The following is a 15,856-nucleotide window of genomic DNA, read 5'->3' on the forward strand; positions in this document are numbered from 1 at the left end:
TCAAACTCTTCAGTTTAAATTTGTCGCCACTCGAAAGTGACTAAAATCTAGCTCAAAGCAAAAACTGGAATACTTAACTGTTCGTAAGTACGAATAGTTCTATGAATTCACGAGTCACTTGCTTCGATAAGTCTTTACAACCTATCCCGGCAAGCGCCCACACGAATTGCATGGTCGATTTGTTAAAGAGCGTTCCGCTTTCCTCAAGCGGGGCCGAGATTCTATCTCAACCAATTTCGAAGTCAACTTGTTTTGCAGAGAAATTTGTTTGAAAACTTGTCTGCCGGTTGGCTTCGTGTGCTGCCTCAGCGACAACGTGGGGGCGTATTCTACAGCCCCGTTTCCTGCCGTCAACGACTTTTTTAGAAAAAGGCAAACTTAGTGATTGGAGGCCCCGGTGGGCTCATCCGCACCTGCCGACTGTAGGCTAGGCACTTTCCTCGTCGGCGCCCTTCGGGGAAAAGATCTGGCCCATGATAATGCCCGCTTCAAAAAGCAGCCACATAGGTAGGGCGAGCAACGTCTGGGAGATTACGTCCGGCGGTGTCAGCAACATACCGATCACGAAACAGCCGACGATAACGTAGGCCCGCTTCTCACGCAGACTCTCTACCGTGGTTACCCCGCTCCAAAGCAACAACAGGGTGGCGATGGGAATTTCGAACACGATGCCGAAAGCGAAAAAGAGCTTCAGCACGAAGTTGAGGTAGCTGCTGATATCGGTCATCACCGCCACGTTTTCCGGACCGGTGCTGGTGAAAAAGCCGAAGATCAGAGGAAACACCACGAAATAGGCGAACGCGACCCCGGAATAGAACAGAGCGATACTGGAGACCAGCAACGGTATCGCCACCTTCTTCTCATGCTGGTAGAGGCCCGGCGAAATAAAGCTCCAAGCCTGGTGCAGGATGAAGGGTATGGCGCCAAAAATAGCCAGCACCAACGTCAGCTTGAAGGGTGCGAAGAACGGCGAGGTCACGTCCGTGGCGATCATGCTGGTCCCCTCGGGAAGCAGCTCGGTCAGGGGCGCGGACAGATAGGCGTAGAGGTCGTTGGCAAAATAGAAGAGCGGGAGAAAAATGACGAGCACGACCAGAAGACTGCGTAGGATTCGGTCGCGCAGTTCCACCAAGTGGGACACCAGCGGCTGCACCGCGTCCTCGGATGCGGGGTCGTACTGATTTTCGCTCATGATTGTTTGGTATCCGACGGAGAAGGCGCGGCGGACGCCTCGGCAGCGGGCTCCGGCTCGAGCTGAGTTTTATCCTGGCTAGCGGATTGACCGGCTTCAGGTTTGCCTGTCGGCAGAATTTCATCGCGCAGAGACTCGTGGAAGGGGCGTTGCATGGTTTCCATGCCCGACTCCAGCCTCTCCTGCTGTTCTTTGGCCGCCCGGCGCATCTCCTCGACCCGCAGCTCTTCCGAAATCTCTTTCTGAACACTGCCGATGGTGCGCTTGATCCGCCCCGCCCACAAACCCACCGTCCGCAAGGCCGTGGGCAGCCGCTCCGGCCCCAGTACGATGAGCGCGACCACGGCGACGATTAGAATCTCTGTGAAGCCGATATCAAACATGGATTAACCCGACTGCCGTGACCCACGGTCACTTTTCCGGGGTTTTCTCCTGCTCTTTAGCTTGCGCGGTAGTGTCCGTGAACTCGGCGTCCTTTTCCTCTTTGGCGATCTGCTTGGGCTCTTTCTCCTCGTCCTCGTTCATGGCCTTCTTGAACCCTTTAACCGCGCTACCCAGGTCGCCGCCGAGGTTGCGGAACTTCTTCGTTCCAAAAATCAGGACGATAATCAGCAGGACGATCAGCAACTGCCAGATACTAATACCACCAAAGCCCATATTTATTCTCCTATCAGGTTGCCTGGTCCAGGCACTCAAGCCGGGTCACGCCTCTAGGGGCGATCTGTTCCTCCCGGTAACGAACGCTCTTTTATCAGCCGTCGTGCGGCCCGTTAGCCCTCACTTCTGCCCACGCGAGGCCTTTTCCTCCAAGCCGGACAGACCGAAGCGACGGCCTAACTCGTTGAGCACATCCTCAGGCCCCAGGCCCAGGTGGGACAGCATAACCAAGCTATGAAACCACAAATCCGCCGTTTCACCAACCAACTCGTCAGTCCTGCCCGACGATGCCGCATCTTTGGCCGCCAGAATGGTTTCGGTTGCCTCTTCGCCAACCTTTTCTAGGATCTTATTCAGCCCCTTGGCGTGCAGGCTCGCCACATAGGAACTCTCTGCCGGCGCCTCTTTCCGGGCCTCCAGAACCTGGGCAAGGGCGCCCAACACTTGGTCTGTCATCATTGGGTTACCCATAGATTGAATCCGGGTCTTTAATCACCGGCTCCACCGGCTGCCACTGCCCGTCACGCAACGCCTTGTAGAAACAGTGCTCCCGGCCGGTGTGACAGGCAATGCCGCCCAGCTGCTCGACCTGCAGGAGAATCACATCGCTGTCACAATCCAGCCGCATTCCATGAAGCTTCTGGACATGACCGGAGGCTTCGCCCTTTCGCCAAAGCTTCCCCCTTGAGCGTGACCAGTAAATGGCGCGCCCTTCGGCCACGGAAAGCGCCAGAGATTCACGATTCATCCAGGCCATCATCAGTACTTGGCCACTGCGATAATCCTGGGCAATTGCGGGAACCAGTCCGTCAGGGGTCCATTGAATTTCATCCAGCCAGGCTAGGCTCATACCTTACCTCCTGCGCTCCAGACTCAGCAGAACAACGCCGGCGGCGGCCAGCACCCAACTCGCCGGGGGCATCGCCTCCACCTGCGGCCAGGTCACAACCTGAGCACTCAAAAGGGCAGCCCCGACAGCAACCAGGCCGGCAAGGCGTCCCCAGTGCACGTCCCAACCCCGTCTTGGCTCGGGATTCACCCGCGCCGCCAGCTCAAGCTCCTCCAGCTGCTTAAGCTGCTGAAGAGCGCCATGAAAAAGCTGCGGCATCTGGGGAAGGTGCTCAATCAATTCCGGCGCGCGTTCCTTCATATTGCGATACAACGCCCGCGCACCCACCCGCTCTCGCATCCACTTTTCGAGGAAGGGCTTGGCGGTTTGCCAGAGGTCCAGGTCCGGGTACAGCTGCCGTCCCAGCCCCTCAATGTTGAGCAGCGTTTTTTGCAGCAGCACCAACTGCGGCTGCACCTCCATATTGTACCGGCGGGCGGTCTGGAACAACCCAAGCAGGACCTGACCAAAGGAGATCTCTTTCAGCGGCTTCTCAAAGAACGGCTCGCAGACACTGCGAATGGCCGACTCGAAATCGTTGACATTGGTATCCCGCGGCACCCAGCCGGATTCGACATGCAGCTGCGCCACCTGCTTGTAATCACGCTTGAAAAAAGCAAGGAAGTTACGGGCCAGATAGCTCTGATCCTCAGGAGTCAAAGAGCCCACGATGCCAAAATCCAGCGCGATGTATTGCGGATCCTGGGGATGCTGATGAGAAACGTAAACATTGCCCGGGTGCATGTCGGCGTGAAAGAAGCTGTCACGGAACACCTGGGTGAAAAAAATCTCCACCCCCCGCTCGGCCAGGAGGCGGAAGTCAGTCTGCTGGGCCTTGAGGGACGCCACATCGGAAACGGGCACGCCGTAGATACGCTCCATGACCAGCACATCGCGGTGCGTATAGTCCCAGTAAACCTCCGGCACATAGAGAATCGGGGAGTTTTCAAAGTTACGCTTCAACTGGGAAGCGTTACCCGCCTCGCGACGCAGGTCCAGCTCGTCGAAGATGGTCTTTTCATATTCGGCCACCACCTCCACCGGCCTCAGGCGCCGACCTTCCGACCATACGGCCTGAACCAGGTGAGCCAGGGTAAAGAGCAGACTGACATCCTGGCGGATCACTCGGTTGATACCCGGTCGGATCACTTTCACCACGACGGCCTCACCGGAATGCAGGCGTGCGGTATGGACCTGCGCCACGGAGGCAGAGGCCAGCGGCGTGGAGTCGAATTCGCTGAACAGCTCTGCCACGGTCTGCCCCAGCGCACGCTCGACAATCCGAACTGCGCGCTCTCCACAGAAGGGCGGCACCCGGTCCTGCAAAAGGGTGAGCTCTGCGGCGATATCCTCAGGCAGCAGATCTTGCCGGGTGGACAACATCTGACCGAACTTGACGAAAATCGGCCCCAGCTCCTCCATTGCCAGACGCAGGCGCTCACCGCGAGGACGCTGGCAGCGCCAAAGATAGCGCCAGGGGACCAACATCAGCCAGGCGCGCACGTACCAAGGCAGCGGCAAGCCATCGAACAGGTTGTCGAGGCGATAACGGGCCACCACGCGGGTAATTTTCAGTAGACGGAGCAATCGGGACACAGCTTCGGGCCTTCAACAACAGTCTTTTGGGAGCAGGGGCGGCGCCTAGGGTTTGATGCCCTTGTGCAAGGCGACCACACCACCGGTCATGTTGTGATATTGGCAGCGGACCAGCCCGGCCGCTTCCATCATTCCCTTCAGGGTATCCTGGTCCGGGTGCATGCGAATGGACTCGGCTAGGTAACGGTAGCTGTCGGCATCGTTCACCACCGCCTTGCCCATCATCGGCAGCAAGCTGAATGAATAGGTGTCGTAGACCTTGCTCAGAATCGGCAGAATCGGCTTGGAAAACTCCAGCACCAGCAGGCGTCCACCGGGCTTGAGCACCCGTTTCATGGAGGCGAGCGCACGGTCCTTGTGGGTCACGTTACGCAAGCCGAAGGCGATGGTGATGCAGTCGAAGTAGTTATCCGGAAAAGGCAGGGCCTCGGCGTTGGCCTGGACGAAACGCACGTTGCCGCTAACCCCGCTGTCCTGCAGCTTATCCCGACCAACGTTGAGCATGGAGTCATTGATATCGGCTAGGATCACCTGCCCTTGGGGACCGACCAGACGCGAAAACTTGCGGGTAAGGTCGCCGGTGCCGCCGGCAATATCCAGCACCCGCTGCCCCGCCCTGACACCGCTGTATTCGATGGTGAACGCTTTCCACAGACGGTGAACTCCGAAGGACATCAAATCGTTCATGATGTCGTATTTGGCGGCCACGGAGTGGAACACCTCGGCAACCCGCTGCTCTTTCTCATGGATATCGACTTGCCGATAACCGAAATGGGTCGTATTGGAGGCGTCGTGCGGATTGTTCATAAGCGCTCTGAGGTCAGTGGGCCAAAAGCCGGGTGGAATAAAAAGCGGCCATTATAGCCCTATTCCCCGTCAGGGAGCTATGACGCAGCAGTTACGCCCCTTGCGCTTGGCCTCGTACAGCGCGCTGTCCGCCCGGTGGAACACCTCCGCCGGGGTCTCGGAGGGGCCAAATTCTGCGATACCGAACGACATGGTGATCTTCACCGGCTCACCCTTGAAGTTGAAAGGACTGGCGGCGATTTTCGCCCGCAGTTTTTCCATCACCGCCCGGCTGTGCTCGGCGCTGGTTTCAGGCAGCAGCAGGACAAACTCCTCTCCGCCGTATCGGGCGACAAAATCCGTCTCCCGAATCCCCATGGGAAGCAGCTTGCCGATCAGGCGTAACACCTTGTCCCCGGCCAGGTGACCGAAGGTATCGTTGATCTGCTTGAACCGGTCTAAGTCGCAGGCGACCAGGGTCAGCTCCCCGGCATAACGGGCCCAGCGGGCAAACTCCTGCTTTACCCGCTCGTCATAGGCTGCGCGGTTGGGCAGGCCGGTGAGCGGGTCAGAGAGCGCGCGCAACCGCTGCTCTTCCAGGTGGTGTTGCACCCGTTTGGCCTCGGCCTCCATGCCCGCCAGTTTCTTCTGCATCACCGCCAGCCGGGCTTCGGTCTCCTGCTCTCGTTGAGCCTGATCTTCCCGGTACCGGTCCATGGCCGCGACGATGTCCCCCAGCTGCTGACGAACGGAGCGTTTCAGCTGATCCAGGGTCTGCGCCGTATCCAAGCTCTGCTCAACCTGGGCAAAATCCCGGCGCAGCGTGGTATCCAGACGGTTAGCATTGTTACGCACCAGCGTCTGGTGCTGGCGGCTCGCCCCCAGAAATTCCTGAATATCGTGCAGCTGGGCGTTCAGCCCGGCGAGGTAGTTCTCGAACTCCTCCTGCCCCGTCACTGCGGACTTTAGGGCCAGCTCCAGTGCATTACTGAACAGCGACTCCAGCTCGTTCCAGGCAAACCCGGACTCAATACGGGTGATCAACTTGCGGGCCTGCGGCAGGAGCCCGACGGGCACCGAGAGCTGCTCCAAAAGCTCGATCAGCAGCCCTCCGATCCGAAGCGAAACCAGCTGAAGCTCCTCTTCCGCTTCAGCGGCTTCCCCCGCATCGCTGCCTGGCGCAGTCGCGGCCACAGTGCGCAGAGCCTGCTGCTGAAGCAAAGCGACTTCATGCAGCAGGCGGGGGTATTCGTAGTAGTTTTCAACCCGCTCCGAGAGCGATTGCAGCAACTCATCGAGCCGGGAACGCCCCTCTTCCGCCAACGGCAGCTCGTCCAGCTGGGTGAGCTGCTGCCGGAGCGCCTCCAGAGAGCGGTTCACCCCTTCCTCGCGACGCTGGAAGTAGCCCAGGATGCCCCGCTCAAGCGCACCGGCCTGATTACGAAAGCGGGGATCAAAGGGTTTCTGCTTCAGCGCAGCCTGCAGCGGCAAGACCTGGCTGTCGAGCTCCTGGTCGAGGCCTTTGGCAACGGCACACAGACGCTGCAAGGTCTTTCCCAGCGTCTCAACATCCGCTTCACCGGTTTCCAGCTGCTGCTCAAGCTCCAGGCAGCGCCGCTTCCAGGCGCCGATGTCGGCATCATCAGGAATCTGACTCAAGATCGTGGTTCTCTCTATCGATACTGCAACCGCCCGCCATCATAGCCAATGCCCCCGAGGGCCGCCAATGGCCCCTCAGCGCTTACAAGCCGCCCTTTTCTTTTTCGACCAGGTAGTCGACAACCTCGAGCATCTCGCGCTGGCTGCCTGCTTTTTCCGCGGTGACCAGGTACTTGCCGTTGACGACCATCGAAGGGACGCCGCTGATGCGGTATTCCTGCGCCTTCTTTTTGCCCCGGCTCATCTGGGCATTGAGGGCAAAGGAGTCATAGGCCTTGTCAAAGTCCGCCTGACTGACCCCGAAGGCGGCAAAGAGCTCGGCCAGTTGCTCGCGCGTATTGATCGGGCGACGAATACGGTGGTACTGGTCAAACATGGCCGGGTGCAGCTGCTCTTCGACACCGAGGGTCTTGGCCAGGTAATAAGCCTTGGCCGCCTCCTGCTGGTTGGGACGGAACACCACTGGAATGTGTTTGAAGTCGACATACTCGGGCACTTGCGCCTTCCAGGGACCAAGGTAACGCTCGAAGTTGTTGCAGTGGGGGCACCAGTAGCCAAACACCTCCACTACCTCCACCTTGCTGGGGTCTTGCGTACGCACCGGCTGCGGCAGTGATTCGTAATGAACCCCCTCCGTGTATTGAGCGGCCTGGGCCGTCAGCACCCACCCCGGCAACACCAGGATCAACGCCATGCGCTTGAGTAGTTTCAACATACCTGTATTCCCCTTTAATCAATAAAATCGCGTGCTTGGAACCACGGATCCCCGATAAGTTCGGCCCGAATTTTCCCCTGCGGGGGCCTTGTGAGGCAAGCCTTGCGCATAACCCCTTAAACTCACATGGAATTCAGTGTAGCTGCGCATATACTTAACGTAGCTACCGGAAGCTGAACTCAGAATGAATCAAGGATGAATCAATGAGCTATTCGAAGTACACCCTCGCGGTGCTTTTGTTGCTGGTCGCGATAACCGGCAACGCAGCAAGCCATGTTGCACCGGATGCCGCCCGAATCGAGCATCTGGATGCCAGTCTGTCTGCGCTTTACCAGGCGCTCGAGCGAATCAGCGAAGGCAAACCGGATACCGCCACCCGTGACACGCTAAACAGCGTGCAACAGCGCCAGAAAGAAGCCCGGCGCCTGGCCGAAAAGGGTCAAAACGAGCAGGCATCTGCCCTGCTGGAAGAGGCCTTTACCGACCTGAAAATCCGCATCGCTGCAGTACGCGGTGGCTCGGGGCCTGCGATCGAGGCCGACGCGCCGAGCCCGCACCTGGAAGAAAAGCGTCGTGCAGACCTCAAGCATATCAACGACAGCCTCGATGCCTTGCTCGGCGCACTGGTGGCGATCGGCGAAGAGAAAGGACGCAAGGAGCTGGCCGAGGAGATTCGAACCCAGGTTCACCACCATCAGCACTCAGCAAACGCACTGGCTGACCGGGGCGCTCTGGACGCCGCCCGCGCCGAGCTGGACGAGGCCCTGGTCACGGTAAAAACCGCCATTGCCACGCTGCGCAACCGGGAAACGCTGGTGCGCAGCCTGAACTTCGCCAACAAAGAAGAAGAGTACCGCTACGAGCTTGATCGCTACGAGACGTTCGCCATGCTGATTAAACTCCTGACCGAGAAAAAATCCTTGGCGCCCGCCACTCAGGCACAGATGGAGGCATTCCAGGCCCAGGCGCGCAGCGAATACGCCGAAGCCCAGGCGGCTGCACGGGGCGGCGACTTCGAGACAGCCGTTAAACGCCAGGAGGCCAGCAATCAAAGCCTGATCAAGGCCATTCGCCGGGGCGGGGTTTTTATTCCCGGCTGATCGTGTCTTTAGCCCCCGGGTATCCAGGAGCGTGAATAAAAAACGGGCATAAAAAAAGGACCCGAAGGTCCTCTTTTCATGCCCACTTCTTGTTGTTCTTATCAGGCGCTCGGCGTCCCCACCGTTGTTTTTTTTCTTGCTACCCTCATCAGGGCGTGGACTTTCTTGTTGTTATGCGAGGGACATCATAGAGGGACGCGGATTCAGTGCCATTAGCCATAAGTCGTAGAGACAAGGCTGGGTGGCTGTAACCTCTGGATGCGCCTGACATAAACCGGCACACTGAAGTTACTTTCTCTTTTCAGCCGAGCCGTTGATGGACTGGATTACCTGGCTTCTCCCCCCCGACCTAGCCCCTGCGCAGACCCTGCTGCTGCTGGCCGCGAGCTTCGTGACCGCGACGATGACCGCGGTGCTAGGTGTCGGCGGCGGCGTCCTGCTGCTCGCCGTTATCGCCAGCATATTGCCACCGGTGGCGATCATTCCGGTTCACGGCCTAGTTCAGGCCGGCGCCAACGGCCATCGCACCCTGCTCACCCGGCAGCACGTCGACCGCCGCCTGTTCACCGATTTTCTGCTCGGCGCAACCCTGGGGGCGGCCCTGGCGAGCTTGGTGGTGGTGCAGTTACCGGTGGCTGCGATCCAACTGAGCATCGCCCTGTTCGTGCTTTATCTGACCTGGGGGCCACGGCTCCAATCCAAACACCTCACTGGCTGGCGCTTTCGCCTGGCTGCAGCGCTGACCACACTTACCTCCATGTTTGTTGGCGCCAGCGGTCCGCTGGTGGCGGCGTTCGCCAAACAGGCCTCGGACGACCGCCATCGCCGCATCGCCAACTTTTCAGCCTGCATGAGCGTGCAGCACGGATTCAAGCTGTTGGTATTCGGCTGGCTCGGGTTTGCCTTCGCCGACTGGCTGGGGCTGGTGCTGATGATGATCGCCTCCGGTCTGGCGGGCACCTGGATTGGCCTGCACCTGCTGGCAAAAATGAGCAACCGGTTGTTCGACCGCGGCTTCAAGCTGGTGCTGACCCTGCTGGCGGTGCGACTGCTCTACAGCGCCCTCACCAGCCTGGCAGGCTGACTCAGAGATCAAACGTGAATGTTTCGCCGGCCTGCTCAGCAAAAACCTGTTCGAGAAAGGGGCCCAGCTTACGGCCATCGCTATCTCGCACCCACTGCCCCTCTGCCCCATCATAGTCGAAATGAAATCCGCCGCTGACGGCTGCGACCCAAAGCTGACGCACCGGCACCTGCCGGGTAAAGATCACTTGCGAGCCATTCTCGCAGCGCACGGTCAAAACTCCTCCCGAGGTTTCCGGATCCAGGTCGCTCTCGGCCTCGTCCAGGACCTCCTCGATCGCCATCAGGGTATCGTCTACCAGTGCATTAAATTCACTCTCGGTCATCGCCTGTCTCGACACTGCAAAATTAGGGACTGCCTAGTATAAGGCACAATGGGCAAGGCGTAACCCAGCCGCTATAATGGCCCGTTCGATTGGACCACGACTCGGAGTAGTGCTATGCGCAGGCTGGCCATCACAGTATTGGGACTCGCCCTGCTCGCCGGTTGCGGGCAAAAAGGCGACCTTTTCCTACCGCCGCCCGCACCGCCTGCCGAGTCGGCAACCACAGGCAGTTAAATGGATAGTTTCAATTACCGCGACGGCCAGCTGTTTGGCGAAGATGTGCCCCTGGCCCAGATTGCGGAGGCGTTCGGCACCCCCACCTACGTCTACTCCCGAGAGACCCTGGAGCGGCATTACCAGGCCTACGCGCGCGCGCTGGGCACACACCCGGGATTGATCTGTTACGCGGTCAAAGCCAACTCCAACCTGGGCGTACTGAATGTGCTCGCCCGCCTGGGCGCCGGTTTCGACATCGTCTCCGGGGGCGAGCTAGAGCGCGTGCTCAAGGCCGGGGGCGACCCGGCCCGGGTGGTCTTTTCCGGCGTTGCCAAGCGGCCCGATGAAATGGCACGTGCGCTGGAAGTGGGCATTCACTGTTTCAACGTGGAGTCGAGCGCCGAGCTACAGCGGCTTAACCAGGTCGCCGGGGAAGTCGGCACCCGGGCCCCGGTCTCTTTGCGGGTCAACCCGGATGTGGACGCCAAGACCCACCCCTACATCTCCACCGGTCTCAAGGAGAACAAGTTCGGCATCGCCATTGAGGAGGCCCTCACGGTCTACCGCCAGGCCGCCGCACTGGAGCACTTGGAGGTAGTCGGGCTGGACTGCCATATCGGCTCCCAGCTGACCGAACTCGCCCCCTTCCTCGACGCTCTCGACCGTATGCTGGCGCTGGTCGACCAACTGGGCCTGGAAGGCATCCATATCCGCCACCTGGACCTCGGCGGCGGCCTGGGCGTGCGTTATACCGACGAAACCCCTCCGGATCCCTCGGATTACATGACGGCGGTCGTCAGCAAGCTGGGGACTCGCCCCCTTGAACTGATCCTCGAACCCGGGCGCTCCATCGCCGCCAATGCGGGCGTCTTGCTGACCCGGGTGGAGTATCTCAAGCCCACCGCCCACAAGAACTTCGCCATCATCGACGGCGCCATGAATGACCTGCTGCGTCCGGCCCTCTACGGCGCCTACCAAGAGATCGTGCCGGTTCAGCAAAAAGCCGACGACGGCGAATCGAGCCAGGAGTGGGACTTGGTAGGCCCGGTCTGCGAAACCGGGGATTTCCTGGGCAAGGACCGCCGTCTCAACCTGGCGCCCGGCGACCTGCTGGCGGTGCGCTCTGCCGGCGCCTACGGCTTCACCATGAGCTCCAATTACAACACCCGCGCCCGCGCCGCCGAAGTGATGGTGGACGGGGACAAAGTGCACCAGGTCCGCGCCCGCGAAACCTTGGACCAGTTGCTCCAGGGCGAGCAACAACTGCCGGACTGACGGAAACCTGCATGCAGATACGCTTTACCAAAATGCACGGGCTGGGCAACGACTTTGCGGTCCTGGACCTGATCACCCAGCGGCTGCGCCTGGATAAGGAACGGGTGCAGCGACTGGCTGACCGCCACTTCGGCATCGGCTTCGATCAGTTGCTGGTGGTCGAGGCCCCCACCCAGCCGGACATGGATTTCCGTTACCGCATCTTCAACGCCGATGGCAGCGAAGTGGAACACTGCGGCAACGGCGCCCGCTGTTTTGCCCGGTTCGTCACCGACAAGCGCCTGACCGGCAAATCCACCATCGCCGTAGAAACAGCCAAAGGGCCGATCTACCTGACCCTCGTCGGTCGTGACCATGTGCGCGTCGACATGGGCAAGCCGGTGTTGAGCCCGGCCGCGGTCCCCTTTGTCGCCGATGCCGAGGCCCACAGCTACACCCTGGCCGTGCAGTCCGAGCAGGTGGAGATCAGCGTTATCTCCATGGGCAACCCCCACGGGGTGCTGGTGGTCGACAGCGTCGATCAGGCGCCGGTCGAGCGCCTGGGCCCCCTGCTGGAGTCCCACCCGCGCTTTCCGCGAAAAGCCAATATCGGTTTTATGGAGATCGTCAACCGCCGCAACATCCGCTTGCGGGTATTTGAACGCGGCGCCGGGGAGACCCTGGCCTGCGGCACCGGCGCCTGCGCGGCGGTGGTCGCCGGGCGGCTGCGCGAGCTTCTGGACGACCGGGTCAAAGTGCAACTCCCGGGCGGCCAACTGGAAATCCACTGGGCCGGCCCCGGCCAGCCGGTCGTCATGACCGGGCCCGCCACCACCGTTTTTGAAGGCCAGATCCACATCTGACCCAGCCCGAGCAGCAGACAGTACCTATGAGTAATAATCAACCCGCCAACACCCTTCCCGACGCCGCCCAGGTGGCCGAGTTCTTAAAACAGCACCCCGACTTTTTCACCCACCACCAGGGGCTGCTGGGAAGCCTGCGTATTCCCCACGCCAGCGGAGGTGCTATCTCACTGGTGGAGCGCCAGACCAGCCTGCTGCGGGAGCAGAACCGGGAGATGCGCAGCCAGCTGAATGAGTTGCTGGACGCGGCACGACAGAACGACCTGCAGTTTGAACGCACCAAGCGCCTGATCCTGGCGATGCTCGAAGCCCACAACCTGGACGAGTTGGTGATGGCGGTGGACGAAGGGCTTTGCCAGGATTTTAACGGCGACCTGACCCGCATCATCCTGTTTGACGAGCACCAGCGGATCACCGGCAACCACCTCAAGTGCCTGCCGCCCGCTGAAGCCGAAACCCAGGTCGCCGAGCTCACCGAGAGCGACTGGGCCATCTGCGGCAGCCTCACCGAGCCCCAGCGCCGCTTTCTGTTTGATGACCGGGCCGACAAGGTGCTCTCGGCGGCTGTAGTCCCCCTGGTCAAGGGGCGTAACCTGGGGCTGCTCGCCATCGGCAGTTTCGAGGCCAACTACTTTCACAGCAGCATGGGCACCCTGTTTCTCAACTACGTTGGCGAAGTGCTGAGCCGGGTGCTGTTTCGCCTGAGCCGGGACGACGCTTAGGCCTTTCCAGTGAGCGGCTTAAGCGCCTGGATTGACGATTTTATCGACCACCTGGCCGCGGAGCGGCAGCTTTCGCCGCACACACTCAGCAACTACCGTCGCGACCTGGACCGGTTAGCCCAGACCCTGGAGGCGGAGGCGCTAAACGAGTGGTCGGCGCTGACCACCCGCGGCCTGCGACGTCACATCGCCGGTCTCCACGGTGTCGGCCTGGGCGGGCGTACCCTGCAACGCCACCTTTCCAGCGCCCGCTCTTTTTTCAACTTTCTCCTGCGCGAGGGCCGCGTCACCCATAACCCGGCCCTGGGAGTCTCCGCGCCCAAGGCATCGAGACCTTTACCCAAGACCCTCGATGCCGATCAGCTCAACCACCTGCTCGAGCAACCTGTGGAAGGCCCCCTGGCCTGTCGCGACCACGCCATGCTGGAGCTCTTCTACTCCTGCGGGCTGCGCCTGGCCGAACTGGTCGGGCTCGACCTGGGCGATATCGATTTTCGCGACGCGAGCCTGCGCGTGATGGGTAAGGGGCGCAAGGGCCGCCAGTTGCCCATCGGCGCCAAGGCCCTTAAAGCTCTGGATCGCTGGCTCGATGAGCGCGATGCGCTGGCGTCCCCGGAGCAACAGGCGCTTTTCGTCAGCCGTCAGGGGCGGCGGCTGAGTCAGCGCAGCGTGCAGCTCCGGCTGCAGCGCTGGGGCCTGCAGGTGGGCCACGCCGGCCATCTCCACCCCCATCGGCTGCGCCACTCATTTGCCAGTCACCTGCTTGAATCCAGCGGCGACCTGCGCGCGGTCCAGGAGCTCCTGGGTCATGCCGATATCTCCACCACCCAAATCTATACCCACCTGGACTTTGGCCACCTGGCGGATGTCTACGACCGCGCCCATCCTCGGGCCAAGAAGCAACGATGATCCGCGTCGTCACCTTTGATCTCGACGACACCCTCTGGGCCGTCGCCCCGGTCATCGAGCGTGCCAACCGCGAACTCTACACCTGGCTCGACGAGCAGGCGCCCCTGTTCACCCGCCGCTGGCAACCGGAAGACTTCGACAGCCTGCGCAGAGAGGTGGTCCGAGAACACCCGGAGTGGGCCCACAGCGTCACCGCGATCCGCCTGGGCGTGCTGCGCAAAGGACTGCGCGCCAGCGGTTACAGCCCGCACGACACAGAGCATCTAGCCGAGGCCGCCTTCACTCACTTTCTCAACGCCCGCAATCAGGTGGAGTTCTTCCAACACGCCCTTGCCATGCTCACCCACCTGGGTCAGCGCTACCAACTGGGCGCCCTCAGCAACGGCAATGCCGATATCGAAAAGGTGGGGCTGGGAGAGTACTTCGACTTCTGCTTCAATGCCGACCAGGTCGGCCGAGCCAAGCCGGATCCGCTGATGTTTGAACAGATGCTGCGCTTTACCGGGGCCGAGCCCACCGAGGTGGTGCATGTCGGCGACCACCCCGAGCACGACATCCTGGGCGCCCAGAACGCCGGCATCCACAGTCTCTGGGTCAACTTCGAGCGCCAACCCTGGCCGGGGGCAAAACCGCCGAGCCTAGAGGTGCACTGCCTGAGCGATATTCCGGCGGCGATTGAAGCCCTCGCCAACCAGGCGCCGACGCAGGGATCAGGCGCCGACGGCTAGCTCAGGCAAGGAACAGCTCAAGCAGGTCGTTGAGAAAGCGCCGGCCTCGCTCGCTGGGCTGCAGCCTGTCCGGCCGGTTTTCCAGCAGCCCCAACGCCCTCGCCCGGTCCAACCCCGGCTTCAGGTCTGCCAAAGGGCTCCCGGTCCGGCGCGGATACAGGTCCGCCTCAACCCCCTCGCTCAATCGCAGCGCGTTCATCATGAATTCCAACGGCAGCTCGTCACGACTCAACACCTGCTCCCCTACCGGCTGGAGCCCGCCCATATAGGCTTTGGGCTGGCGCGGCTTCCAGCGTCTGCGGATACTGCCGGTGCGGATATCGGTAAGCTTGCCGTGCGCCCCGGCGCCGATGCCCAGGTAATCACCGAAACGCCAGTAATTGAGGTTATGCCGACAGCGTTCATCGCCGCCGCGGCTGTAGGCGGAAACTTCGTACTGGGCATAACCCCGCTCCGCCAGAAGGGCCTGACCACGATCCTGAATGGTCCACAAGGCCTCGTCCTCGGGCAAATTCGGCGGACGGCTGTAAAACTCGGTATTGGGCTCCAGGGTCAGCTGATACCAGGAGAGATGGCCCGGGTCCAGGGCCAGCGCCTGCTCCAAGTCGCCCAGAGCCATGGCGGGCGTCTGCTGCGGCAGGCCGTGCATCAGGTCGAGATTGAGTCGCTCAAAGCCAATTCGCTGCGCCGCCTGCACCGCCTGCAGCGCCTCCGCGCCGCTGTGCACACGGCCCAGTCGCCGCAGGCTGTCGTCCGCAAAACTCTGGATACCGAGGGATAGGCGGTTGATTCCCACCGCTCGGTACGCCTCGAACCGCGCCTGTTCAAAGGTACCGGGGTTGGCCTCGAGGGTGATCTCCTGATCACGAACCCCGGGGAAGCGCTCCTCGATTCCATCGAGCAGCCGCCGGTAAAATTCGGCACTCATCAGGCTGGGGGTGCCGCCGCCGATAAAAATACTGGATAACGGACGCCCGCCGGCTTCCCGCGCCTCGGCTTCCAGGTCCTGCAGCAGGGCCGCGAGGTAATCATCTTCGGGAAGGTCTCCCCGTTGAGCGTGGGAGTTGAAGTCACAGTAGGGGCATTTGCGCACACACCAGGGCACATGCACGTAAAGCCCAAGGGGCGGCAAGAGCGCCGCCCCGTCCTGGCTGACCATGA

Annotated in this window: 19 protein-coding genes; 8 read left to right on the plus strand and 11 right to left on the minus strand. The window is 61.0% G+C overall.

Going from position 1 to position 15,856, the window contains the following annotated elements:
• Nucleotides 1-427: 427 nt before the first annotated feature.
• The 9 genes from tatC to JGZ97_RS00045 all read right to left on the minus strand — a co-directional run bounded on the left by tatC (nt 428) and on the right by JGZ97_RS00045 (nt 7,494).
• Nucleotides 428-1,192: a twin-arginine translocase subunit TatC gene (gene tatC, locus JGZ97_RS00005; RefSeq protein WP_207060541.1), complete on the minus strand. Its 765-nt coding sequence runs from the start codon at nt 1,190-1,192 to the stop codon at nt 428-430.
• Nucleotides 1,189-1,575 (minus strand): Sec-independent protein translocase protein TatB, encoded by a 387-nt coding sequence (tatB, locus tag JGZ97_RS00010; protein ID WP_207060542.1) that lies wholly within the window; start codon nt 1,573-1,575, stop codon nt 1,189-1,191. The genes tatC and tatB overlap by 4 nt, the downstream gene beginning before the upstream one ends.
• 28 nt (nt 1,576-1,603) lie before the next feature.
• Nucleotides 1,604-1,849: a Sec-independent protein translocase subunit TatA gene (gene tatA / locus JGZ97_RS00015; RefSeq protein ID WP_207060543.1), complete on the minus strand. Its 246-nt coding sequence runs from the start codon at nt 1,847-1,849 to the stop codon at nt 1,604-1,606.
• 120 nt (nt 1,850-1,969) lie between these two features.
• Entirely contained in the window at nt 1,970-2,305 is a 336-nt protein-coding gene (locus JGZ97_RS00020; protein WP_207060894.1) for a phosphoribosyl-ATP diphosphatase, read from the minus strand.
• A 7-nt stretch (nt 2,306-2,312) separates the two neighbouring features.
• The gene (hisI, locus tag JGZ97_RS00025) at nt 2,313-2,699 is read right to left on the minus strand and encodes a phosphoribosyl-AMP cyclohydrolase (RefSeq protein ID WP_207060544.1); all 387 of its coding nucleotides are present in this window, start codon (nt 2,697-2,699) and stop codon (nt 2,313-2,315) included.
• Nucleotides 2,700-2,702: 3 nt separating this feature from the next.
• Nucleotides 2,703-4,334, minus strand: a complete 1,632-nt coding sequence (ubiB, locus tag JGZ97_RS00030) for a ubiquinone biosynthesis regulatory protein kinase UbiB (RefSeq protein WP_207060545.1) — start codon at nt 4,332-4,334, stop codon at nt 2,703-2,705.
• A gap of 45 nt (nt 4,335-4,379) precedes the next feature.
• Entirely contained in the window at nt 4,380-5,141 is a 762-nt protein-coding gene (gene ubiE, locus JGZ97_RS00035) for a bifunctional demethylmenaquinone methyltransferase/2-methoxy-6-polyprenyl-1,4-benzoquinol methylase UbiE (RefSeq protein WP_207060546.1), read from the minus strand.
• Between the two features lie 69 nt (nt 5,142-5,210).
• Nucleotides 5,211-6,779, minus strand: coding sequence for a GGDEF domain-containing protein (locus JGZ97_RS00040; protein ID WP_207060547.1), 1,569 nt, complete (start codon nt 6,777-6,779; stop codon nt 5,211-5,213).
• Between the two features lie 82 nt (nt 6,780-6,861).
• Nucleotides 6,862-7,494, minus strand: a complete 633-nt coding sequence (locus JGZ97_RS00045) for a thiol:disulfide interchange protein DsbA/DsbL (RefSeq protein WP_207060548.1) — start codon at nt 7,492-7,494, stop codon at nt 6,862-6,864.
• A 203-nt stretch (nt 7,495-7,697) separates the two neighbouring features.
• Here JGZ97_RS00045 and JGZ97_RS00050 point away from each other — a divergent pair, with 203 nt between their 5' ends.
• Nucleotides 7,698-8,594 carry a hypothetical protein gene (locus tag JGZ97_RS00050; protein WP_207060549.1) on the plus strand — a complete coding sequence of 299 codons (897 nt, stop codon included), beginning with the start codon at nt 7,698-7,700 and terminating at the stop codon, nt 8,592-8,594.
• Between the two features lie 316 nt (nt 8,595-8,910).
• The gene (locus tag JGZ97_RS00055; protein ID WP_207060550.1) at nt 8,911-9,678 is read left to right on the plus strand and encodes a sulfite exporter TauE/SafE family protein; all 768 of its coding nucleotides are present in this window, start codon (nt 8,911-8,913) and stop codon (nt 9,676-9,678) included.
• A 1-nt stretch (nt 9,679) separates the two neighbouring features.
• Here JGZ97_RS00055 and cyaY read toward each other — a convergent pair whose 3' ends face one another.
• Entirely contained in the window at nt 9,680-10,003 is a 324-nt protein-coding gene (cyaY, locus tag JGZ97_RS00060; RefSeq protein ID WP_207060551.1) for an iron donor protein CyaY, read from the minus strand.
• 114 nt (nt 10,004-10,117) lie between these two features.
• Between cyaY and JGZ97_RS00065 the strand changes: the two genes are divergently transcribed.
• Genes JGZ97_RS00065 through JGZ97_RS00090 form a run of 6 tightly spaced genes read left to right on the plus strand, consistent with a single transcriptional unit; the run spans nt 10,118 to nt 14,695 of the window.
• Nucleotides 10,118-10,237 carry a lipoprotein gene (locus JGZ97_RS00065; protein ID WP_207060552.1) on the plus strand — a complete coding sequence of 40 codons (120 nt, stop codon included), beginning with the start codon at nt 10,118-10,120 and terminating at the stop codon, nt 10,235-10,237.
• Nucleotides 10,238-11,494, plus strand: a complete 1,257-nt coding sequence (lysA, locus tag JGZ97_RS00070) for a diaminopimelate decarboxylase (RefSeq protein WP_207060553.1) — start codon at nt 10,238-10,240, stop codon at nt 11,492-11,494.
• Nucleotides 11,495-11,505: 11 nt separating this feature from the next.
• Entirely contained in the window at nt 11,506-12,336 is an 831-nt protein-coding gene (gene dapF, locus JGZ97_RS00075; protein WP_207060554.1) for a diaminopimelate epimerase, read from the plus strand.
• A 26-nt stretch (nt 12,337-12,362) separates the two neighbouring features.
• On the plus strand, nt 12,363-13,058 hold the full coding sequence (locus JGZ97_RS00080) for a DUF484 family protein (RefSeq protein WP_207060555.1): 696 nt from the start codon (nt 12,363-12,365) through the stop codon (nt 13,056-13,058).
• Between the two features lie 9 nt (nt 13,059-13,067).
• The gene (gene xerC, locus JGZ97_RS00085) at nt 13,068-13,967 is read left to right on the plus strand and encodes a tyrosine recombinase XerC (RefSeq protein ID WP_207060556.1); all 900 of its coding nucleotides are present in this window, start codon (nt 13,068-13,070) and stop codon (nt 13,965-13,967) included.
• Nucleotides 13,964-14,695, plus strand: coding sequence for an HAD family hydrolase (locus tag JGZ97_RS00090; protein ID WP_207060557.1), 732 nt, complete (start codon nt 13,964-13,966; stop codon nt 14,693-14,695). The genes xerC and JGZ97_RS00090 overlap by 4 nt, the downstream gene beginning before the upstream one ends.
• A gap of 1 nt (nt 14,696) precedes the next feature.
• On the opposite strand, the gene hemW is transcribed toward JGZ97_RS00090, so the two are convergent.
• On the minus strand, nt 14,697-15,854 hold the full coding sequence (gene hemW, locus JGZ97_RS00095; protein ID WP_207060558.1) for a radical SAM family heme chaperone HemW: 1,158 nt from the start codon (nt 15,852-15,854) through the stop codon (nt 14,697-14,699).
• Nucleotides 15,855-15,856 lie beyond the last annotated feature (2 nt).

It is taken from the genome of Motiliproteus sp. SC1-56 (assembly GCF_017309075.1).
Lineage (GTDB): Bacteria > Pseudomonadota > Gammaproteobacteria > Pseudomonadales > Balneatricaceae > Motiliproteus.